At 33.8% G+C, this 22,231-nt stretch carries 17 protein-coding genes and 2 pseudogenes; 17 read left to right on the top strand and 2 right to left on the bottom strand.

Annotated features, from left to right (window positions below):
* Window positions 1-70: 70 nt before the first annotated feature.
* The 8 genes from O3605_RS03240 to O3605_RS03205 all read left to right on the top strand — a co-directional run bounded on the left by O3605_RS03240 (window position 71) and on the right by O3605_RS03205 (window position 10,009).
* Window positions 71-3,910: an SEC10/PgrA surface exclusion domain-containing protein gene (locus O3605_RS03240; protein WP_371585253.1), complete on the top strand. Its 3,840-nt coding sequence runs from the start codon at window positions 71-73 to the stop codon at window positions 3,908-3,910.
* 141 nt (window positions 3,911-4,051) lie between these two features.
* Window positions 4,052-4,423: a hypothetical protein gene (locus tag O3605_RS03235; RefSeq protein ID WP_003004846.1), complete on the top strand. Its 372-nt coding sequence runs from the start codon at window positions 4,052-4,054 to the stop codon at window positions 4,421-4,423.
* A 207-nt stretch (window positions 4,424-4,630) separates the two neighbouring features.
* Window positions 4,631-5,395, top strand: a complete 765-nt coding sequence (locus O3605_RS03230; protein WP_371585252.1) for an IS30 family transposase — start codon at window positions 4,631-4,633, stop codon at window positions 5,393-5,395.
* Window positions 5,396-5,487: 92 nt separating this feature from the next.
* Window positions 5,488-6,360, top strand: coding sequence for a helix-turn-helix domain-containing protein (locus tag O3605_RS03225; RefSeq protein ID WP_049496925.1), 873 nt, complete (start codon window positions 5,488-5,490; stop codon window positions 6,358-6,360).
* Between the two features lie 203 nt (window positions 6,361-6,563).
* Window positions 6,564-6,701, top strand: a complete 138-nt coding sequence (locus O3605_RS03220; protein WP_155167719.1) for a hypothetical protein — start codon at window positions 6,564-6,566, stop codon at window positions 6,699-6,701.
* Window positions 6,702-6,846: 145 nt separating this feature from the next.
* Window positions 6,847-7,140: a hypothetical protein gene (locus O3605_RS03215; RefSeq protein ID WP_023919386.1), complete on the top strand. Its 294-nt coding sequence runs from the start codon at window positions 6,847-6,849 to the stop codon at window positions 7,138-7,140.
* A 6-nt stretch (window positions 7,141-7,146) separates the two neighbouring features.
* The gene (locus O3605_RS03210) at window positions 7,147-9,348 is read left to right on the top strand and encodes a bacteriocin-associated integral membrane family protein (RefSeq protein ID WP_049496930.1); all 2,202 of its coding nucleotides are present in this window, start codon (window positions 7,147-7,149) and stop codon (window positions 9,346-9,348) included.
* 4 nt (window positions 9,349-9,352) lie between these two features.
* Window positions 9,353-10,009, top strand: coding sequence for an ABC transporter ATP-binding protein (locus tag O3605_RS03205; protein ID WP_195311642.1), 657 nt, complete (start codon window positions 9,353-9,355; stop codon window positions 10,007-10,009).
* A 907-nt stretch (window positions 10,010-10,916) separates the two neighbouring features.
* On the opposite strand, the gene O3605_RS03200 is transcribed toward O3605_RS03205, so the two are convergent.
* Window positions 10,917-11,816 (bottom strand): tyrosine-type recombinase/integrase, encoded by a 900-nt coding sequence (locus O3605_RS03200; RefSeq protein ID WP_070505413.1) that lies wholly within the window; start codon window positions 11,814-11,816, stop codon window positions 10,917-10,919.
* Between the two features lie 90 nt (window positions 11,817-11,906).
* Here O3605_RS03200 and O3605_RS03195 point away from each other — a divergent pair, with 90 nt between their 5' ends.
* Window positions 11,907-12,620 (top strand): toll/interleukin-1 receptor domain-containing protein, encoded by a 714-nt coding sequence (locus O3605_RS03195; protein WP_049514396.1) that lies wholly within the window; start codon window positions 11,907-11,909, stop codon window positions 12,618-12,620.
* A gap of 68 nt (window positions 12,621-12,688) precedes the next feature.
* Here O3605_RS03195 and O3605_RS03190 read toward each other — a convergent pair whose 3' ends face one another.
* Entirely contained in the window at window positions 12,689-14,161 is a 1,473-nt protein-coding gene (locus O3605_RS03190; protein WP_049514398.1) for an SIR2 family protein, read from the bottom strand.
* A 226-nt stretch (window positions 14,162-14,387) separates the two neighbouring features.
* Here O3605_RS03190 and pezA point away from each other — a divergent pair, with 226 nt between their 5' ends.
* From pezA to O3605_RS09980, 8 genes and pseudogenes are all read left to right on the top strand, one after another.
* A complete protein-coding gene (gene pezA / locus O3605_RS03185; RefSeq protein ID WP_070505417.1) occupies window positions 14,388-14,864 on the top strand; it encodes a type II toxin-antitoxin system antitoxin PezA in 477 nt (158 codons plus the stop codon).
* A complete protein-coding gene (gene pezT, locus O3605_RS03180) occupies window positions 14,864-15,625 on the top strand; it encodes a type II toxin-antitoxin system toxin PezT (RefSeq protein ID WP_371476304.1) in 762 nt (253 codons plus the stop codon). Before pezA ends, pezT begins: the two co-directional genes overlap by 1 nt.
* A gap of 55 nt (window positions 15,626-15,680) precedes the next feature.
* Complete coding sequence (locus O3605_RS03175) at window positions 15,681-15,860, top strand: hypothetical protein (RefSeq protein ID WP_125386627.1); 180 nt, start codon at window positions 15,681-15,683, stop codon at window positions 15,858-15,860.
* Window positions 15,861-16,409, top strand: coding sequence for a hypothetical protein (locus O3605_RS03170; protein WP_371476306.1), 549 nt, complete (start codon window positions 15,861-15,863; stop codon window positions 16,407-16,409).
* Between the two features lie 2 nt (window positions 16,410-16,411).
* Window positions 16,412-16,645, top strand: coding sequence for an ABC-three component system middle component 6 (locus tag O3605_RS03165; RefSeq protein ID WP_044814943.1), 234 nt, complete (start codon window positions 16,412-16,414; stop codon window positions 16,643-16,645).
* The gene (locus O3605_RS03160) at window positions 16,635-18,341 is read left to right on the top strand and encodes a hypothetical protein (RefSeq protein ID WP_371585251.1); all 1,707 of its coding nucleotides are present in this window, start codon (window positions 16,635-16,637) and stop codon (window positions 18,339-18,341) included. Before O3605_RS03165 ends, O3605_RS03160 begins: the two co-directional genes overlap by 11 nt.
* A gap of 1,022 nt (window positions 18,342-19,363) precedes the next feature.
* Window positions 19,364-19,642: pseudogene (locus O3605_RS09985) on the top strand (YSIRK-type signal peptide-containing protein); the annotation flags it as partial.
* 123 nt (window positions 19,643-19,765) lie between these two features.
* Window positions 19,766-22,231, top strand: a pseudogene (locus O3605_RS09980) (Spy0128 family protein); the annotation flags it as partial.

The following is a 22,231-nucleotide window of genomic DNA, read 5'->3' as shown; positions in this document are numbered from 1 at the left end:
TAGTATAATTCGGGTGTTTATAATTAAATAGTGATAATTTGCTCAACAATCTATCATAAAGGTGGGAATTATGAAAAAGAAAACGATCAAAGCAACTGTATCTGCTGTATCAATAGCTACAGCTTTTGCGGGAATTTCTGTTGTACAAGCGGATGAAGTAACTGCAACTCAGCCAAATGAATCAACATTAAGTGTTGAATCGACGACTCTTTCGTCTACAAATATAAAACAAGTAGACGGAGTGTTTGTTAATAATGGGGTTGCAACCGTAACGAAAACGCCAACTTCTGAAGTTGTAGAAGAAGCAAGAACGATCAAGGAAGAAACGGATCAATCGGTTTCAAATCAAGAAAGTGCATTAGAAAACGCTAAGGCTTCGGAAGCAACCGCTACATCAAAAGTTTCCGAGGCAAATGTTGACTTAAAGAATGCTGAGGCAAATAAAGAATCAGCTACGCCGGAAAAAATTGAAAAAACGAAGAATGAAATATCAGAAGTAAAAGCTGATATTGAGAAAAAGGAAACATCACTAAAAGATGCATCTGATAAAGTTCTAGAAGCTGAGAAAGAACGTAATCAGCAATCAGAGGTTATTAAAAAAGATCAAGATAAAATTTCAGAGCAAGAAAAGAAAGTTTCGACAGCTGAGGAAGCAGTAGCAACAGCACAAAAAAATCTTGATGGCACTGGAGCATCGGAAATCATTGCTGAAAGAGACAAAGCAAAAAGTGATGTAGCTGAAAAAGAATCAGCAGAATCAGCAGCGAAAAAGGCTTTGGAAAATGCTATTAGCGAAGACAGAAATAAAGCTGAAGAACTCAGTAAAGCTTCTTCTGATGAAAAAACGCAACTTAGTGCTAGTCAAGTTTCTGCTAAACAATTAGCAGATGCTAAAAAGGTTGCAGAAGAAGCAACAAATACATTAGTGAAGGCTCAAAAAGAGAAAGAAACTGCTCAGAAGGTTCTAGACGGTACTGGCGTTGAAGAAATTGTAGCAGAACGCGATGCTGCTAAGGAAAATTTAGATGCTAAAACAGCAACTGAAAATACAGCTAAACAGGAACTTGATCGTGCCAAAGAAGCAGATGCTAAAAAAGCTACCGCACTTAAAAATGCAAAATCAGTCGAAGCAGATCAAATAAAGAAAAGCCAAGAAACGGCCGCAAATTTGTCATCTGCTGAGGAAAAACAAAAACAAGCACAAGAGAATCTAAAGAAAGCTCAAGAAAATAAGGTATCAGCGCAAAGTAATCTTGATGCTTCTGAATCACAACTTGCCCAAACAATTGCAAATCGTGATAGCAAAGCAAATGAATTAGCAAATAAACAAAATAGTAAGATAAGTGCAGAAGAAGAGCTCAAAACAGCTAAAGAAAATGATGCTAAGAAAGCTTCGGAAATTTTAGCTTTAACTACTAAGAAAAACCAAGAAGATGCAAAAGTAAATGAAACTTCAAATGAGCTATCGAGTGCTACATCAGCAGCTCAGGAAGCAAAAGAGAATAAAGAGAAGGCTGCTAAAGCGGTTGAAACACTCAATAAACAAATTGCAGCAATTAAAAATCTCACTATTCCTCAATTGCCTCAGGATGTCATTGATGCCTACAAGGCTTATCTAGCCGATGACACAGATGCAAATAAAAATGCATTAAACGACGTTATTCAAAAATGGTTCACCGGTAGTCAATATGATTTTGGAACTCCAGAAACGGAATATTCCCCTGAACACCAAAATATTGTTATCAAAGGTTGGCCAAATAAGGATATTGTTTTGCCTATCGATGACTCAGAAGTCGATTTGGATAATCTCACAGATAAACAGATTGAAGCTTTGAGCCAATATTATGCACTTCTTGCAAATAATCTTCAAGACCTAGTTTGGGGTAGTCATCATTATATCGTTACCGAAGAGTCTGTTCAAGGGATTAAAAATATTGCAAAAGCTTACGCTGATGAAAATAAACCATATGGTTCAGGACACAGTGATTCAGCTCTGGCGAAAGACGGCCTTGAGTCAATTGCATGGGCTGGAGAAAATATGAGCTTCAACAACACTTTGCTCGGATATGGAGGGTACTATTCAGAAGCTAAAGAAACTCGTAAAGCTACAATGTCTCAATTATATCGTGAAGTGTATGATGCAGTGATTAGCTTTATTACAAACGATGTTCATGCTTACTTCGGTCACATGAAACTCATGATTGGTGAAAAAGCCCCTACAAAAACTTGTGCTGTTGGGGCCGCAAATAGCTTTACCGCCAATGGCGTTGGGCGCATGCACTTTATTAAATTTAAAGGTCAAGATGCTCATCTTGAATACGTTAAAGATGAACAAACTGGAGAATATCATTTTGTTAATGTTGATGATTACTATGATAAAGGAATTGCCAAACCTCTAGCTACTCCATTTGATACTTCAAAAATGGAAGATGAATTAACAGCTGCTAAAACTAAGCAGACTGCAGCAAATACAGCAAATGATTCTGCACAGAAACGTTTGGAAAAAGCTAAATCAGAAAACGATTCAAGTACAAAAGCTCTCAAAGAAACCACAGCAAAATTAGATGCTCTCAATGCTACTCCTGACCAAACACCTGCAGCTACTACTAAATTGGGAATCGCTACACAAAATTATAATGAAGCACAAACCCAATTTAATAAGGCTCAAGATGCACTCGATCAATTAAATGCTGATATTCAAAGCAAGCGTCAAGCTTTAGCAAATGCAAAAGACAATTTAGACCAGGCTACAACAGCAGAAGTAAAAGCTAAATCTGATCTTGAAAAAGCAAAACTAGAAAATCAAAATGCGAATCAAAATCTGAAACAAACTCAAAAACTTGTAGCAGAATTAATGTCAGTTCCTGATCAAACTCCAAGTGCACAAAAGAAATACGACAATGCGAAACAACTAAAAGAAGAAGCTGAAACAAGATATATCAAAGCTCAAACAGCTCTGGATAACTTAAATGCAGACCTTCAAGTTAAGCAAAAAGCATTAGAAACTGCAAAAGAGCAGCTTGAAAAAGCAAAAGCAACAGATAAGACTGCAAGAAACAATTTAGATGAAGCAACAAAAATTCATGAAAAACATTTGGCAGCCTTAAATGCTACACGTCAAACGATTGCAAGATTAAACTCAATCTCAGATAAGACACCTCTTGCACAAAAGAATCTAGATGAAGCTTCTCAACAATTGATTGCTGCCAAAACTCGTTATACAAAAGCACAATCAGCAGTTGAAAATCTAAATGCAGATATTCAAACAAAACAAAAAGTTTTAGCAGAGGCGCGTGCAGAATTGGATAAAGAACTTAAAGTTCTTTCAGAACTTAAAGCTGAAAAAGCTAGGGACGAAGCAGAACTCAGAAACCGTCAGAATAAAGTTGAAGAGTTAAAAGCTAAAGAAAGTCAAATTAAGGATGCAATGTCTAAATTAAAGACTAACTTAGTTGCTTTAGAAACACTTTTGGATCATTTTGAAAATGCTGATGCATATTTGAAGAAAGCAAAAGATGCATATGACAATGCAGTTGAAGAGCATCGTTTAGCACTTGAGAATGTAGTAAGAGAGGAAGCTAAACTTAAAACACTTTTACAAGATCAATTGGATGCAACTGCACAATATGAAGCAGTTAGGGAAGCCTATTTAAATACTCGTACAAGACAAAGCGAAGTCTTTAACGATAAAGTAGATCACAAGATGATTTCTCTGAATCCTACGTTAGAAAAGAGTATACCAGAAAATACTTTTAACGAACGAGTATATAGCTATGCTGGAAATCAAGCTAAATATGCTGCAAATAGAGCCTTGCCTAATACAAGTTCAATTGAGAATTGGTTAGTATTTGCAATGGGAATTGTTCTTTGTAGTTTTGGTATTTCAGTATCACGGAAACATCGTAATTAATAAAGGTAGTTAAGTATTTCTTATTGTAGTAGTGAATAAAAGTTTATCATTCAAAATTTGATTTTTTACTAATGATTTTAGTGAAACTAGGTATATGAAAAAAATAATAAATATCTTTAGATATTTATAGGAGGAAAAATAATGAAAAAAATTATTGCTTTAGTTGTTTTAGTACTTGCGGTTGCCGGTGGGGTATTCTTTTTCTTGAATCAAAATTCAGGACCAGAGAAGCAAATTATTGGTACTTGGTATGATAGTAAACACGATTCAACTATCGTTTTCAATAGCGATAAAACACTAGAAGTAACAAATAATAAAGACGAATCTAGAGATGGTACTTGGAAAATTGCTGGGAAATACGTCAAATTAAAGGTTTCTAGTGCAGCGAGTGCTAAAGCTGAATTACCTGGAAAAGATGAAAAAGAAGTAAAATATTTAAAGATTCAATTTAATTCAATTGAAACTGTTAACAGTGATTTTCGAGTGGCAGACGGAACTTTTGAAAAACAGTAATATAATTTAAGTATCTATCTTAAATATAGTTAGAAGATAAATAATAAAAGGATTTGGAATTAATGTTATTGTTAACATGATTCTAAGTCTTTTTTATTGAGATTTTATCAAATGATAAATTGTAAAATATAGTGCAACAAAAAAACTCATAGCGTTTCATTGGTGTAAACTGTAAGTAACCGCACAAACAGAACCCGAGGAAAAACTATGAGCTACTCCCATCTTACCATAACCGACCGAATAAAGATAGAAACTTACTTGGATTTAGGTTTAAAATCTTGCCAAATTGCAAGTAAACTTGACTTTCATAAGTCTACCATTTCAAGAGAGTTAAGACGATGCCAAAATGGTTACTACGCCGTCTTAGCACAGGAACAGTACGACCACAGGGCTAAGCAAAAGGGTCGGAAGTCTTGTTTGACACCAAAGTTGAAAAAGGAAATTGAGAAGGGGTTAAAAGCCTCTTGGTCACCTGAACAGATTTGTGGTCGCTATCAGCTTGAACAAAAGCCAATGGTAGCTTTTAAAACCATCTATAACTGGCTCTATGCTGGTTTGATTGATCTGGATTTAAGCGTCCTGCGCCGAAAGGGAAAAAGTCGACAGCCCAAAGAAACACGTGGGACATTTAGGATTGGCACGTCGATTGCCAAACGTCCTAAAGAGGTCAGGAATCGTGAGACTTTTGGCCACTGGGAGCTCGATACTGTGGTGTCTTCCAGAGGTAAAAGCAAGGACTGTTTAGCGCCCTTTCTAGAGAGAAAAACGCGCTTTTACTTAGCTTTCATTCCACTTTATACTCCTGAGATGAATCCGATTGAGCAAGTCTGGGCGGAGATTCGGAAGCGTGGGTTCGAGAAAAAGATGTTTAAAACTCTCAATGAAGTAATTGATAAGTTGCAAGAAGTGATTAGGAGCTTGCATTGGACAGTACTAAAATCTATTGTTCATAGAAGTTGGATTAGTTTTTGATTTTAGGTGAGTATGAATAATTGAAAAATAAAAGTCATAATGTTATAATTTGTGATATAAAGATAAATATTACATAGAATAGAGGTGGCCATATGGGGAAACTATTGGCGAGCCGAATGCGTAGTCGGAGAAAAGAACTGAATTTGTCTCAGGTTGAATTGGCTGCTGGTATCTGTGAACAGGCCCAAATCAGTAAAATTGAGCGAGATGCAGACTATAGTCCTGGCTCAGACTTAATATATGCCCTTGCAAAAAAGCTAAATGTATCAATGGACTACTTTTTTGACGAGGATATCCATGTCGAATCGGAGTTTTTGACTCAATTTCGTGCTGTATCTAAGAAATTCTTAGACTTACGAGATTATGATTCACTAAAATATATCTATGAGTTAGAAGCTGCGAAGACAGTAAAACTCCCTCTCTCCGATCAGTTATACCTTCAGTGGATAGAGGCTATTGTGTTGTTTAACCATGACCTTAAACAGAATGAAGCGATCAAAAAATTAGAAGCTATTTTGTCAAAATATAGCGAATATGATTGGGAATATTTGAATATCTCAAATAGTTTATTACACTTTTACTTTCAGACGGATGAACTCTCAAAATTTGAAGAAGTCTATAATCGCATGACCAATCTTTTTAAGAGTGTTAAGGTTCGGACAATTGATGAACTTGAAATTCTGATTAAATGTCGGTATAACTTTTGTCGGTATCTATGGTTAAACCAGCAAACAGAGAGAGCGATAAGTGAGACTTTTGAAACGATTGGTATTTGTCTCAAAAATAATAGTTTCTACTGTTTAGCTAATCTTTACTGTTTACTTGGGAATGTTAGTGAAGGTTTTGCCCATAAAGATGCCGTTAAACAGTACTTTGTAACAGCGCAGCATGCATACCTGCTAGAGGGAAATGATAAGATGGCTTTAGACCTTGAGCGTTTTATCAATGAAACATTCCCAGCATAATTGTTATAGACAACTCAGTCTTTACTGTGTTGTTTTTTATATGCATTTATTATAACATCTCTCATGAAACGAGTTATTTCTACGGTTAAAATAAACTTATTCATAATAAAAAAATAAAATAAAAAAATCTTTATAAATATAATTGACAAATAATTTTCTGCGTGATAGAATACAATCAAGGAATATGAAAGGGGTTGCAAGATATGAAGAAAGCAACTAAAAAGTTTGTTGTCGCAGTTTTATTAGCGGGTTTATTAGTTATTGTTGGTAAACCATCGATAAATCCCGCTCCCGCCCCTTTAGGCTTTGATCCTGGAGAATTATATTCTGTAAAATTTTAAAATATGAATTGTACAATTTTATGAATAAGCTGGTAGTATTACCAGTTCAAAAAAAGGATAGTTGCCAATGTACTAAGTTGTCATAAGTTACTAAAAAAGAGTTGTAATTGTTAGTTTTAGTCAAAAATGAAATGGAGACTATGTTATGAAGAAAAGAATTAAGAAGATTATTTCAACATCGTTACTTGCTCTTACCCTAGCTGGTGCAGGTGGTTCAATCGCTTCTGCCGCAACAGTTTATTATAAAGGTTCTGCCGTTTATTGGAACTATGGTCGTACAGTAGGACTTTGGAGTTACTCACACGTTCAATCTGGTGTGTATGAACACGCAGCAAGTGCTAACGGAGGTTTCTCAGGTTGGAAACGGCCAGGAATTGAAGCACGTGCATCTAGATATATTGGAAGTGGTACAGCACAATGTTACTGGAATTGTAGGTAAGCGCCTATGACATACAAAAACATGTTATTAGGTAAAATGAAGTACTTAATCCTGTTTTTGATTGCCATTCAGAGCGTACTACTTGCTCTGATGGCAATTTTTTTTACAGGTGTTCAGTATGAGGAGGCATGGCAAAGTTATAACCGTAATTCTAGGACAGTTACAGTTTATCTTCAAAGATTATCTGAAGAACAGGCGCAAAGTGTATACCAATACTTTTTGGAACAAAGTGACTTGTCTATTTGGACGAAACGTACTACAAATAGTAGTAGGGATGGTTCAATAAATAGAATATATTTAGATGTTCTTGGCAATCCTGAAGGTTTTTCAGATTTTACAAACGGTGGTAAAATAATTTTATCACGCCAACAAATTTCAGATTTATTATCCCATAGTGACAATAACTTGACTATTGGACTTGATAAGGGAACTGATAATATGCTCTATGAATTACCGAGCTTGTTATTTACAACCCCTGTTGTTATTAATCGGTTAGACCATATTTTTCAAGAAACAAATACAATAAACGGGATATATCATATCAATGGTCTTCAGGACGACCTCTCAAGAGAAACGTTTTTATCAAATCTCTCATCTATTACTGGGATTTCTGTTGAAGACTTGACTAGAGAGAGTTTTGGCAGTAATACTGTTGAGGGAATTGTGCCAATCGTTTTAGCTGCTAGTATTGCAGTAAATGCTATGGTTCTTCTTGTTCTTTTCCTAATATGTGTTTTACAATCCTTTAAACATTTTGGGACATTGATACTACTTGGATGGGATAGGAAGGAGTTGTGGTCTGCCCTCTTTAAGGATTCTCTTCTGTTTTCTATTTATATTGCACCTGTTTCTGCACTAGCAACTTGGTTTTTGTCAGGTTGGGCTAGTTTTGGATTATCATCATTTGTGTTAGTCTTTGCGGGTACAAGTCTTTCAATCTTGTTACTATTGCTAACATTAATTATTCCAAGTATTGTTGTTTATTGGGTTTCTCCATTAGCTGCAATTCATAAACGGTTACCAATGAAACCATTAATGGCAACCAGTTTGTTATTCTATACTTTAGTAGCTGGTTTATTAATAGCAGTTAGTCATTCCTTAGATGCGCCAATGAATCAGTTCATTGATAATGTCAAAGTAGCTAGGGAGTGGAAAAGTGTCGAAAATATGTATGTTATTTCGGATTTTGTAGAAGGGGATGATATAGGAACCTACTCTGGTAATACAAATTCATTAGAAAGCAGCATGTATCACTTTTACCAACGAATTTCAGAGATTCCAGGTGTTTATATTGCTCAGGGAGAATATCTCGGGCAAGAATACCTTGATACAATCTATGGTACGTATCAAAATGTTCCTAAAAAACCATTTTGGTATTTAACCTATTCTTATAATTACTTATCTGAACTAGGAGTTGAGTTAAGTAATGAAGAATTATCCGAAATACGTAATGGTGCCAGATTGTACCTTATTCCTGATACTCTAGGTTCAGCGGATGTTGAAACCATGAAGGCTTACTTACAAGAAGTTGTTCGAGTAAAACCAGGGGATATAGGGACTAAGTTTACAGAAAATCCAAGATTTTTATTTAGAACCTATCAGCCATCTAAGTCCATTTTTACTTGGTCAAGATCAATCGATCGAGGTGTAACTAGTGAAGAACCTGTTATTTTTGTAGCAGCTCCTGAAAACTTGTACTTCATGGAATCAGCAAACCTATCTGTGAGTGGATATGACGGAATTTTGAAAGTTCGTGATAAGGAAACAACGAATCAGGTAAAATCAATTTTAGAAAATGAGTTCCCTGATTTATCAGACAATGCACTGAAATTTACAACGGTTAAGAATTATATCAATGGACTTCAGAAAGATCTCGGCTATACTTTCTACCTATTTGGAAGTATCATTGCTATTATTGTCTTTACTATGATGGCTATCTTTTGGAGTTTTGTCTTGATTTATCGCTTGCTTTTCGAAGAAAAACTGTATGTACAATACTTCATGGGCTTTTCTCCTTGGAAGAGGTATAGCGGTGTTCTTTCTCTTGTCGTTGGTGTTTCTGCGATAGAACTACTAGTTTCTATCTTACTAGGCTCTAAGTTGGGAATAGTTTTAGCACTAGTTACATTTGCTTTCCAATTATTACTTCTTTACTTCAATCTATTCCGTAAAGAAGTAGAAAGTCTCATACAATCGTTTAAGGGGTGATTTAATGTCTATGATTTCCGTACAAAATGTGTCAAAAAAATTTGGGTCACGTGAGATTTTAAAAGACTTAAGTTTTGATGTTGAGGAAAATGAATTTGTAGCTTTAGTAGGGCCATCTGGTTCTGGAAAATCTACGTTACTTAATATGATTGGCCTTTTGGATAATATTGATAGTGGTAAGATTTTAATCAACGGGAAGATCTTACCAAAAGTGAATTCGCGTTCTGCGGTTAACTATCGAAAGAATGTTATCAACTATCTATTTCAATCAAATGCACTCATCTCTACATCCAGTGTAAAAGATAATCTCATGCTTGCTATGAACTTTACTAATTTCTCTAAGGAAGAGAAGGAGAAAAAGATTAAAGAAACCTTGCGGTTTGTTGGTTTGGAAAATAGACTAGATAGCAAGGTCAATGAATTATCTGGAGGTGAGCAGCAGAGAATCGCCATCGTGAGAGCTATTATAAAACCAGGTGATATCATCTTGGCAGATGAACCAACAGGTTCATTGGATCCTGATATGGCTCAAAAATCATTTGACTTAATTCGGTCATTGAGAGATCAGTTTGGAAAAACAATTCTAATCGTCACACATAATTTAGACCATGCGAAACAATGTGATCGAATTGTCTCGTTGAAATCAGCTTTTGTAAATTAGTCTACTCACTCGCAACTGAGACAATCATTTTAGTCTATAGAACAACGAAGAAAGTGGAAGTTTAAGGATGAAAATTTTGAATACTATATGACACAACAGCCAAATTTGTACAATCATCTAGAGTTATAAACTTATCTAGTGGTTGAAAATCATATTGATGACATCCTTTGTCTGCATATAATTTTCAACAATAAATTAGTAGATATGGTTGTTTTACATTCATTTCAAAAGAAAACTGTCCCTATCCCACATTGTTTTAAAGGCGAGACTGTGACAGTCTTAGATGACGATGAGGTGACGTGGCATTTGTGAGAATTTCAGGATTTTAGAACTTGTTTGACTTCAGTGATTCAGCATGGAGTTCACTAAAATATAAGAAAAAGAATTTTATCAGGAGAAGTATACTACTATATATAGCGGAAAATCGTAAAAAAGCAAAGACGAAGTAATTACCTCGTCTTTGCTTTTTTAGTATAATGAACACCTTCATGTCAATGAAGTCAATATCGGATGGTAGCCCTTTTGAGTAATCAAAAATGCCCAAATTAATTAAAACTTGCGCATCTTATTAATTTTACAAATTGGGTATTACTACTTTATGCCACCCTTTTTCAAATATATTATACAAAAAAATGAAAAGGTTTACAAGGAATTGACGGTTATAGGAACTATAATTCTCATCACTTTGAACATTAAAAAGGAGAGAACCAATTTAGTCCTCTCCAGATTGTAACTTTATATCAACCCACTACAGTTGACAATGAGCCAAGGATCAGTCGCTATCATCTCTATGGGGCAATCAAGACAAGCACAGACACAACAGATCAGTCATTTGCCTATAACTTCGAAGTTCGTGACGATACTGGACTTGACTATTCAGGATAGGGTTACCTCTATGAAGGTAGCCCTATTTTTTTGACTGTGAATGAATCGAAGCGATGGGATTACACAGAGTTAGAATTTCTTTTTGCTTTGACTGAGATACATGAGTATAGATTTGTGTGACTGAGATAGAACTATGTCCAAGAATTTGTTGAATGTATCGAATATCTACATCACTATCTAGAAGCATTGTTGCGAAACTATGTCTAAACATATGGGGGGTAATAGGTGTAGTTAAGTTATGTTGTTTAACAAGGGTATTTAGAATTAAACGTACACTTTGCTCTGACAATGGGTTGAAAGAATATTTTCCAGAGAATAGGTAGTCACTGGGTTGAAAGCAGTAGTTATTTATATATGTTTCTAGTAAGCTAAATGTTATTTGATCTCCTAAAAATAGGATACGTTCTTTCTTGCCTTTTCCCATAATATGGAGAGTCCTATTTGAAAGATTAATGTTTTTAAGATGAATATGACAAAGTTCGGAAATCCTAATTCCAGTTGAAAGCAATAGGGAAATGATTAGCAAATTTCTTTCAGCTTTTTGTTTTTGATATTTAGTTTTTGAATAGGTAACTTTCTGTTCTAGATGTGAAAAAATACTTTTCAAAATATCATAAGGAATCGTTTTAGGTAATATTTTTTCCGTTCTAAATTGATAACGTAATTGATTAAAAGGATTCTCATCAACTAAATTATGATATTTTAAGTAGCTGTAAAACACCTTCAAACTAGCAATTTTGCGACGTAATGTATTAGATTTAATATTGGATTTCGTCAAATGTTCAACATAGGTTTCCACACTGCTGTAATTTGAATTGTAAAATTGCAAAAGATCATTTTTGTAAGCTCGAATCGTATGTGAACTCAAGCGTTTATGGGTTTTGCAGTAGTCTAAGAAAGTAGAAATATGTTTATAATCCATGAATAACTCCTTTATCAATAATCATGCTATTATATACTTATTTGAATGCTTTGTATAGTGATAATAAATAGTTATCGGTAGGAGAGAAATGTGAGAGAATTTCAATATTTCATAAGTTATTCAAGAGATATTTACTACGAATTTGTAAATCATCTGAATAATATGTTAAACGAAATAGGATTAAAAACCTGGATTGACAAATTTGAAATTAACATTGGAGATGAAATAATTGATAATCTATATACTGTACTCGATAAAAGTGCTGATTATTATGGAATTATTTTTATATTCGATGAAACATTCTTTAACAAAGCATGGTGTATAAAAGAGCTAGATTATGCGATGAAGAAAAGGATTCCTTTTTTTCCAGTATTGTATAAAATAAAAAAAGAAGATATTCCTAGTGAGTATACCTTCTTAAAAAATTATAATTTATTAACGGTATCATCGTTAAAAGAGATAGATTATATCGTAGATCGCTTTATATTACTGCATTTGAACAATATTGTTTGTAGAGATATTCCTAAGTTTTCAATCAGCAGTTATGTCGGTAACTTTTTATTAGAACAGATTCGGTGTTGTACTGTAAACAATATTGACGCTATTTTTATCATAGATAACTTCTCTCAATATTTGAGAAAGCAGAAAAAGTCAGGAGATTTTAAACTAACTCACGAAATATTATTTTGTACTGAAATAACTCAATTATTAAAAGAACGCTTATTTAGGAAAGACTTTCAGGGAGAATATCATTTTAAAATACTGGAAATTATCCAAGAAATATACACAAACATATATATGTGATTGAAATTTAGAGAATATCAAACAAAAATAGAGATCCATCGAAGTGAAGTCAATCGGTGAGTCTCTATTTATATTACGGGAGCATTCTTTATATACTTGCTATCCATGATGTAAGACTCTCTGATATATTTAATGCAGTCAATAATAGTTTGAGATAGAATTTCAGGATCCTTTTCCGTTAGTAACTTATCTAGAAAAGGAGTGAGATAGGAATATTTATCAATTTCAGATAAAAGTGTTTGATATACTTCTAAAGAGCTCCAACCAGTTGAACCTACAGGAATAATAAATCTATTTTGCTTCATTGCCCTATCAAAATCTTCCAGTACTCCCCTAGAATTAGATAAAGTCCCATCATAATATTGGTTTCCGAATACAAATATAACTATTCCTGCTTCTGATATCATATTATCTTGAAATCTTTGTTTTGCAGATCTATCAATATGTTTATCGCTCCCCTTAATTAATGGGAGAGTTTTAATTTTTAAATACTTCGAAATATCAAGATTTTTATCATTAATCGCTGTCATCACACCATTAATCACCTGTGGTCCTACACCTTCTATATTCCCATTTCCAACAATAATTCCATTATCAATTAACTTATATCCTAAAAGATATAAAAACTCAGTAGCACTAGTCTCATCCCATTCTCCATAATTTCTGCAACTTCCAGCAATAAAGACACTGTTGGTTAAATATAACTGATAGCACTGATTAAAGATTTCATCAATCTCATTATAATTATCAATCAAAATAGTATGAATGCCATATCTTTTTAAATCATTTATTTCGAGCTCTTGTTTTATCTTGCCATATTCTAATTCGTTTTCAGGGGCGTTGGAATTTTTAAACATATCAATAGATAAATTTTTCCGAAAGCAATAATGCATTCTAATATTTTCCCCGATTAATAATCTAATTTTACTTAGAATTTGCTGAATATCTGGATCATTTAAACTATATCCTACAAATACAAATGTTTTACTAATCAGATCTCCTCGAAGTGTTTGGATAAAAAGTTTGTGACTCTCATCAAAACTCTCATAATCATCCCGAGTCAACACTGCCTCATAGGGTCTAGAAATATCTCCATGAAATTTATATACAGTAGTATCAATATTTGGGGGTGTAATTGATAAATCGTTATTATCAATCTTGACATCTACGCGTCTTCCAGATTTCTTCAAGTTGTCTTCAATTAAGTGATCATAATTAGTTGTCCAAAAAGTCCCGATGGGCATACTTGTTAGAAGTGTCAGCAAATTATTATCTTTAGAGTCTTTAGTAAATTCTTGTATTAGTTTTTGTGTAATCTGATTTTTTGAATGTGCAGAATTTTTATAGTACTGTGCAACTGAAATTAAGTCGTGTTCTTTATCAATATCTAGTCCAATCGAATCAGAAAATTGCCGTAATAGTTCTTTCCAGTTTACATACCCTGAGGGAACTGAGAGTCCTGCGCCAGCAAAAACAGCTACATTATTTTCTAACATTGCTGCACTAAAATCAGAAATAAATTGTTGTTTTAGTTTTTTCATCCTTCTCCTACCGATAACTATTTATTATCACTAGTATACCATAAATTCCTACCTCCAATATGTTTTCGATTGTAGTTTTCATTCTCAAAGACTTTTTGAACAGCCTCATAATACTCTTTCTTCAATAACTGAATATGTGGCATTCTATCTATCGGCATCAACGCACCAAAAATGGTGCGTTTCTCTATTTTGTGCTATAATAGAAATAAATAAAAGGAGGAGTTACATGATTGGAGAAAATATAAAAACGTTACGTAAAACACATAAATTAACGCAGCCTGAATTTGCAAAGATTGTTGGTATCTCTAGAAATACTCTGAGTCGTTATGAAAATGGGACAAGTCGAGTTTCGACAGAATTAATAGATCGTATCTGTAAGAAATTTAATGTTTCTTATATCGATATCGTAGGAGAGGAAAAAATGCTCACACCAGTAGAAGATTATCAGTTAACTCTGAAAATTGAAGTGATTAAAGAACGAGGGGCGAATATCTTAGCGCAACTTTATCGTTTTCAAGATGAACAAGGAATTGCATTTGATGATACTTCGAATCCTTGGGTTCTAATGAGCGATGATTTGTCTGATTTGATTAATACGAGGATTTATCTTGTTTCAACTTTTGAGGATATAGAGCGATTTAATGGCTATTTGGATGGTATTGAACGTATGCTAGAACAAGCTACTCATCTGGTGGTGGCTTAATGAAACTAGAAGAATTTAGTCAAGATAATTTTGAACAAGCCTCCAAACGACTCGTTCGTTCTTTAACTCGTGGGAAAACAACCTCATCTCATCCTGAGGCTATTTTGCTCGGTGGACAGAGTGGTGCTGGGAAAACAACGATTCATCGTATTAAACAAAGGGAATTTCAAGGTAATATCATTATCATTGATGGAGATAGTTATCGCTCTCTTCATCCGAACTACCATGGCCTACAGGAAAAATATGGCAAAGATAGTGTGGATTATACCAAAGTATTCGCGGGACAAATGGTTGAATATCTTGTAGATAAGTTGAGTAAAAAAGGTTATCATTTATTAATCGAGGGGACCTTGAGAACAACAGAAGTTCCCCGAAAAACAGCCCAATTATTGGCAACTAGAGGATATCAAGTCTCACTTGCACTGATTGCGACCAAGCCAGAATTGTCCTATCTCAGTACCTTGATACGTTATGAGGAGTTCCATGCTATAGATCCTAGTCAAGCGAGAGCAACTCCCAAAGAGCACCATGATGGAATTGTAGAACATTTAGTTGATAACTTACGAGAGTTAGAAAATGACAAAATTTTTAATCAAATTCAAATTTATCAAAGAGATCAATCGTGTGTTTATGATTCGCAAGTAGATGAAATATCAGCAGCAGAAGTTTTACAAGAATGCCTCTTCGGAAAATGGAGTAAGGTGGAGGAAGAGATGTTGAAGTTGGGACAGGAACGGTTGAGAGAGCTTGGGGAAGTGTGACGGTGGAAAATTAATTTTTACATGGATATTTAGTATATAATATGAGAGGTAGATAATGGAAACTGTAAATACAATTTTAGGAATAGTTGGCTCGTTGTTTGGTATATATGCTACGGCAATTTCTCTTAAAAATAAGAAAGATATTGAAGTGATTATAAAAAATTCTAATAATAGTCAAAATATAGGTAATAATAGTAGTAATAATGTGCAAAATATTGGTGATAGGGGGAAATAGATGACTAATTCTCAGAGTATTGGAAATCATAGCAATAATAATACTCAAAATTTATACATAACAAATATCGAGCAGCGTACATTGATCCCAACTGTTATTTTTCAGCTTTTAAAATATGTTGAAGGATTTCACTCTCAAAACGATGAAAAGTTTTTACTTGAACAACCAGCTGAATTAAAAGCAAAACTACAATTTAATAATTCTAGGAGATATATTAGATTATTTAAAGAGGGTCTCGGTAACTATATTTTACTAGAAAAGGTACTAAAAGATGAATTCACAGATAGTCAAAGAGTAGTTGAAAATATAAAGAATATTTTTATGGATCATACTCCTATAGATGAAGAAGGAAATCCGACAGTAGGTAATGGAGATGAATGTTTGAAAAAGATGCATGATGATATCAAAGAAAGAATCGCGAGAGATCCTGATTTTTTATCTAGTCAAATTGATGACCTAGAATTGGATAAATTTATTATTGCACTTCTTCAATATGGAGTCATGGAGTGTCAGATATTATTGAATCCAAATATTTATATGGAGGGATAATAATGTTATTACTTGATAAAAATGCTGAGCCCAAAAAGACTATTTTTTATCTCTCAGCTATTGTACATGGCTTGATTTTAAAGAAGATAGTCAATATAGAAAGTCTTTATATAGAACTTCAAAAAGAAATTGAAGATGAACTAAATTATGATTTTTTTATTTTAGCACTAGATTTTCTTTTTCTATTAGATAAAATAAGAGTTAATAATGAAGGAGATATTGAGAGTGTTCATTAAAAGTTTGAGTATTATCAGTAAAAATACTGAGGTTGTATTGAGAAAAATAGAATTTAAAAATGGAATTAATTTTATAGTAGATTCGGAGAAGTCTGATAAGCATAATAAAGTTGGAAAAACAACATGCTTAAAACTACTGGATTTAAGTTTAGGGGCAAAAAGTAAAGATGCCATTTTTAAAGATTATGAAACACAGAGTGTTAATGAACAATTAAGGTTGTTCATTGAAAATCAAAAAATCTATACTGATATGGTGTTAATAGATGATTTCAACCATCCTTCTAAAGAAGTTTCTATAAAGACAGAGTTGTTTAACAGAGGTAAGCGATATATTAATGGTGAGCAAACTTCATATGATGAAGTTAACAAATATTTAAATGAATTATTGTTTGAAAACAGCTCTCAAAAGCCAAGTTTTAGAAGCACAATAAAGTCATTTGTAAGGATTTTAATGACTAAGGATAATACTCAATTTTTAAAAGTATTAGATAATTTTTCAAATATTTCGGGATATCGTGCTCTATATAATTATTTGTTTGATATTTCAGATCCTAAAAACGATTTAGAGCTTGGTGAATTAAAACAGGAATTGAAAAAAATAAAAAGCGAGGAAAAGAATTATAAAAAAACAAATCCTATAGATGATGTTGTAAAAATAAAACAAATTAATGTTGCAATTGATAAAGAAATTGATCGGTTAGAAAAAGAAATAAATGATTTAGTGGATAAAAAAGTATTTGAGAAAAATAGAGTTCATATCAACGATATTAGAAAAAAATACGAGGAGATAAGTCGACAATTAAGTAAAATTGATTTTGACATTTTACAGTTACAAAAATATATCAAAGAGGCTGAGGAGAAATCCCAAAGAATAGTTAATCAAGAACTGGCAAATGACTTTTTTCAAGAGATTTCAGAATTGCTACCTAGTATTACAAAAACTTTTTTGGATTTAGTTGAATTTAATTCCCAATTGAGTAGAAATAAATTGTCTTATTTTAATGATAGAATTCAAGAATTGATAATAGAAAAGGAAAGTAAAGAAAATATATTGACGGAATTGACTGAAAAAAATTCAGAATTTATTTCTTTAGTAGAAGAAAATAAAGTAGATTTATATTATGATAAGTTAAATCAACTAAATGAGTTAAAAATAAAAAAAGTACAAAATGAATCAACAATTATTAGCTTAGAAAACATTGAGAAGCAAAAGCAGTCTATAGAAAAAAGACTATCTGAACTGGAGATGACTGTTAAAAATAATGAAGTAGAATACCAGAAAAAAATGGATATTTTTAATAGTTATTTTAAGAACGTTGCAGGTCGAATAAATAAAGAACAGCCTGTCTTACTTTATAATCCCAAGACAGATGAATTTCCAGTTTCAATTGATCAACTATCAGAAGGTACAAGTACAGGGACTAGAAAGTCCCTTATCGCTGCATACGATATTGCTTATCAACTTTTTGCTAGAAAAATTAATAAAGTAACTCCTAAATTTATTGTACATGATGTTCTTGAGAGTATTGAAGGTGATGATATTAGGGCGTTAGTTAACGAAGTAGAAAGTAATCAAATACAATATATTTCAGCGATTTTAAAAGAAAAGTTGGTATCCTCTGGGATATCATTGGAGGAACAAAACAAAATGATTATTTTGGAACTTTCTATGAAAGATAGATTATTTGAGAAATGAAGTGAGTTATTAAATGTTTATTGTTAAGTATTTATAATCTAAATCGGATACCTAGGATTTATTCTAAATTTTTATCTATTGATAAATTGTAAAATATTAACAATTCAAATGGTGTGAACTTTTTGGTAAAATCTAGCTCAATTTATGTATTTTTAGGGTAAAATTCACACCATTCAACTGAAATTGATTCAAATTAGATGAAATTGTTCTTTCTGAAAATGTGGAAAAATATTGATTTTAAGCCTATCTTGAAACTTATTCAAATAGAAATGTTTCCAACCAGGTCTTAAGAAAGCTCGTAAAGCTTCACAATTCTCAAAACGTTAATTCGTTACTGGACAGCAGAATACAAACGAAAACACTTTGCATCTTGCAAGGTGTTTTTTGTATGAGAACTGGCGGTGCGCAATTAGGACAGCTCTAGCGACTTTAGTCGCGTAGAGATATGCTATGCACAGTTGCCCCAAGAAAACAAGCGAAGCGATGTTTGATTGGATGGCAACCACTGCACTCAAAACGTTAATTCGAAAGAATTACTATACATACAAAGAGCACCTTTCAAGGTGTTCTTTTTTAGATTTTTTTACTAAATTGGTGCAATTGACACAGTTGTTGCGACTTTAGTCGCTTACAAATATGGCTGCAATTCGACGAAGTTAATTACCTTAAATTTTTAGTTGATATGATATATGATTGTCGTCTTAATATCTTTTGATTCTTTGATACTTTTGTATGAGGACAACTGAATTTTTGAAATAGAATATGATGGATATTGATAGATGAAGCTTATTTGGCATTTTCTTTTATTAAGACATATTGCTTATGCAATAGTTGAAATAGATGTCTAAGGGATTCTTATATTTTGTCAGGATTTCTTATAAATGTTGGCTATAAATTAATAATTCTTTCAATGGCCTCAGTTCTTATTAGATTATTAGTTGTTATAAAATATTTGTAATTATCTTTACGTAGTGCTATAATCAAAGAAATAATATAGTGACTATAATTAAAGGAGTTGCGCAATGAGACACAATTTTTTTGAAACAAAAGAACGTTTTTCTATCCGAAAGTATTCTATCGGGGTTGCTTCTGTTTTATTATCGACGTTATTTTTTGCTTGTGGAAGTGTTTTTGCGGACGAAGTGAAGAATAATACAGATTCACAAACTTCAGTTGTCGCACAAGAGAATCAAGGTGAGAGACACAAGGAATCTGGTCTTGAAGCCAATGAAGATGTAACGCAAGCTAACACTAGTGTTACGCCGAGTGAATCAGCCTTTCCAACGTCACAAGCTAGTGCCGAAAACTCTGCAAATGTGATTAAAGAGGAAAAGACTGAAAGACAATCAAATGAAGTTGTAGCACCAGCTAGAACTAGTACTACAACAGCTGAGTCGACCTCTCCAACTTCACAAGCTAGTGTCGAAGCCCCTGCACATGTGGTTAAAGAGGAAAAGACTGAAAAACAATCAAATGAAGTTGCAACACCAGCTAGCACTAGTGTTGCACCAGTTGAGTCAGCTTCTCCAACTTCAAAAGCCAATGCCGAAGCCTCTTCATCTGCAGCTAGCGAGAAAAAAACTGAGGCACAACCTACAACTAGATCAAGACGGTCTAAAAGAGAACTGCCTTCATCAGGTGGTGCAACAACCTATGTGAAAACAGGTGATACAATTACCGTACAAAATCCAGATGTTGAAGTGAATTTTCCAAATGGTAACGGATTGTATGCTCCAGCTGAAACTGTGATACATATGGAAATTCCTGATGATATAGAGATTAAACAAAATGATAAAATTGTTGTGGATATTCCAGATGCGATCAGAATTCCTACAAGTCTCCATTATGATGTGACTGGACCAAGTGGCGAAGTTATCGGAAATGCTTTTCTTGATTCAGTCAAAAATAAAGTAGTTACAACTTTTACAGATTACTTTGAGAAAAATAACACTTCAAAACAATTTACTTTAAAATTTAGTACTGGATGGAAATCTTATGTAAAACCAAATGTTCCAACAGAGCTTAATTTTAGTGGCCGGAAAATTACAGTGACAGTAGGACCAGAGACTGCACCAGTACCAGTAGAAAAAACCAAGGTTACGAAGTACGGAGAAGCAGTTACTGGACATCCAGAATTAATTCGATGGACTATTCGTCTTAATTCAGGAAGCCTAGTAGCACCACAGGTTTTAACAAATTACCAATTAATTGATACTCTACCAGATGATCAAGAGTTAGTTCAGGATGGTGATCCAGTATTAAATGAATTTGATGCAAATACAAAAGCAACATGGAGGTTGGGACATGCGACATGCGACGGATATTCCTTCCGATCATGTAGATTTGTGGAATGGAAAAGCTCTGAGAGCTGAAAAGGTTCAGTCAATTTCACCGTGGATATCTAAAGGAAATGCGATTCAATTGCTAGAGAATATTAAGGAAAGTTCAAATGGCTTTTCATTTAAGATAGCACAACTGAATGAATTGGTTTACGTTCGTTATATGACTAGGCTGAAGCAAGTTCCAAATACAAATGAAGAACTCCAACAAAAGCATGGGAATGATATTAAAATCACATACAACAGTGGAGAGGAGCAGAGCTATCAGGCAACTTTTGCGTTTAAGGCCGATGGATCTGGATCTGCGACGAAAGCAAAGAAACCAGCAAGGGTTGATTTATCATTTACAAAACAATTGGATGGAAGAAAGTTGAAAGCTGGAGAATTCACTTTTAATTTAATTGATCAAACAGGTCAAGTAGTTGATTCTCAAACGAATGATAGTTTCGGTCATATTACTTTCATTCCACAGTTATTTAACCATGCTGGTGTTTACCACTACACAGTTGAAGAGGTTCCAGGAAAACTGACTGGTATCAATTACGATAGTATGAAAGCTGAAGTGACCATCACGGTAAATGATAACGGTGATTCCTACGTAGCTCAAACGACTATGCCGGCTGATACAGAGTTCAATAATACTTTCACACCGTCTCCTGTAAAAGTAAATCTGGAATTTAATAAAGCACTTTCAAATGGTGATTTGAATGCTGGTGATTTCAGTTTTAAATTGACAGGTGATAACAATATCAATGAAACTGTGACAAACAAGGCTGATGGGAAAGTTACCTTCAGCGAATTGTCATTCGATAAAGTTGGTGTCTACAACTACACTGTTAAAGAAGTGAAGGGTAACAAACCTGATGTAGACTACGATGAAATGACTGTCGCAGTTAAGGTGACTGTAACAAAAGATGAGGATTCAGGTCTGTTAACTGCCAAAACAGAGATGACTGCAACAGGTGGTGAAGCAACTGGTGCGGATGACAAGACATTCAATAACCATGTCGTTGCTCCTGTCACTGCGCAATTTGACTTCACTAAAGCTCTTGCAGGTCGTCAGTTGAAAGCTGGTGAATTTAGCTTTGAGTTGGTAGACCCAAGCGATACTTCAACAGATCCAAACGGAAAAGTTCTTCAAACGAAGACAAATGATGCCAATGGACTTGTGAAATTTGATGCTCTTACCTTCAAGAATGGTCAAGAAGGAACGCATAAGTACATCGTACGTGAGGTTCAAGGTTCACTTACTGGGGTAACTTATGACCCAATGAAGGCAGAGGTGACAGTGACTGTAACGAAAGATGGCCATACTCTTACAGCGACCAAAGCTCTTCCAACAGATACCGAGTTCAATAATATCTTTACACCGACAGCAACCAGTGCCCAATTCAATTTCACGAAGAAATTGGAAGGAAAAACGCTTGAAGATGATGCCTTCACCTTTGAATTGCTTGAAAATGGCCATGTAATCCAAACGAAGAAGAATAAAGCTGACGGAACGATCCAATTTGACACCATTTCATATGATAAAGAAGGAACTCATACCTA

Source organism: Streptococcus sp. 27098_8_99 (genome assembly GCF_041431935.1).
In the GTDB taxonomy this organism is placed as follows: domain Bacteria; phylum Bacillota; class Bacilli; order Lactobacillales; family Streptococcaceae; genus Streptococcus; species Streptococcus parasanguinis_D.
The sequence above is the reverse complement of the archived record's forward strand: the minus strand, read 5'-3'. Positions and strand labels throughout refer to the sequence as shown.

Excerpts from the sequence above, each read along its gene's own strand:
- O3605_RS03240 (WP_371585253.1), top strand. The coding sequence starts at position 71 with ATGAAAAAGAAAACGATCAAAGCAACTGTATCTGCTGTATCAATAGCT.
- O3605_RS03235 (WP_003004846.1), top strand. The coding sequence starts at position 4,052 with ATGAAAAAAATTATTGCTTTAGTTGTTTTAGTACTTGCGGTTGCCGGT.
- O3605_RS03230 (WP_371585252.1), top strand. The coding sequence starts at position 4,631 with ATGAGCTACTCCCATCTTACCATAACCGACCGAATAAAGATAGAAACT.
- O3605_RS03225 (WP_049496925.1), top strand. The coding sequence starts at position 5,488 with ATGGGGAAACTATTGGCGAGCCGAATGCGTAGTCGGAGAAAAGAACTG.
- O3605_RS03220 (WP_155167719.1), top strand. The coding sequence starts at position 6,564 with ATGAAGAAAGCAACTAAAAAGTTTGTTGTCGCAGTTTTATTAGCGGGT.
- O3605_RS03215 (WP_023919386.1), top strand. The coding sequence starts at position 6,847 with ATGAAGAAAAGAATTAAGAAGATTATTTCAACATCGTTACTTGCTCTT.
- O3605_RS03210 (WP_049496930.1), top strand. The coding sequence starts at position 7,147 with ATGACATACAAAAACATGTTATTAGGTAAAATGAAGTACTTAATCCTG.
- O3605_RS03205 (WP_195311642.1), top strand. The coding sequence starts at position 9,353 with ATGTCTATGATTTCCGTACAAAATGTGTCAAAAAAATTTGGGTCACGT.
- O3605_RS03200 (WP_070505413.1), bottom strand. The coding sequence starts at position 11,816 with ATGGATTATAAACATATTTCTACTTTCTTAGACTACTGCAAAACCCAT.
- O3605_RS03190 (WP_049514398.1), bottom strand. The coding sequence starts at position 14,161 with ATGAAAAAACTAAAACAACAATTTATTTCTGATTTTAGTGCAGCAATG.
- pezA (WP_070505417.1), top strand. The coding sequence starts at position 14,388 with ATGATTGGAGAAAATATAAAAACGTTACGTAAAACACATAAATTAACG.
- pezT (WP_371476304.1), top strand. The coding sequence starts at position 14,864 with ATGAAACTAGAAGAATTTAGTCAAGATAATTTTGAACAAGCCTCCAAA.
- O3605_RS03175 (WP_125386627.1), top strand. The coding sequence starts at position 15,681 with ATGGAAACTGTAAATACAATTTTAGGAATAGTTGGCTCGTTGTTTGGT.
- O3605_RS03170 (WP_371476306.1), top strand. The coding sequence starts at position 15,861 with ATGACTAATTCTCAGAGTATTGGAAATCATAGCAATAATAATACTCAA.
- O3605_RS03165 (WP_044814943.1), top strand. The coding sequence starts at position 16,412 with ATGTTATTACTTGATAAAAATGCTGAGCCCAAAAAGACTATTTTTTAT.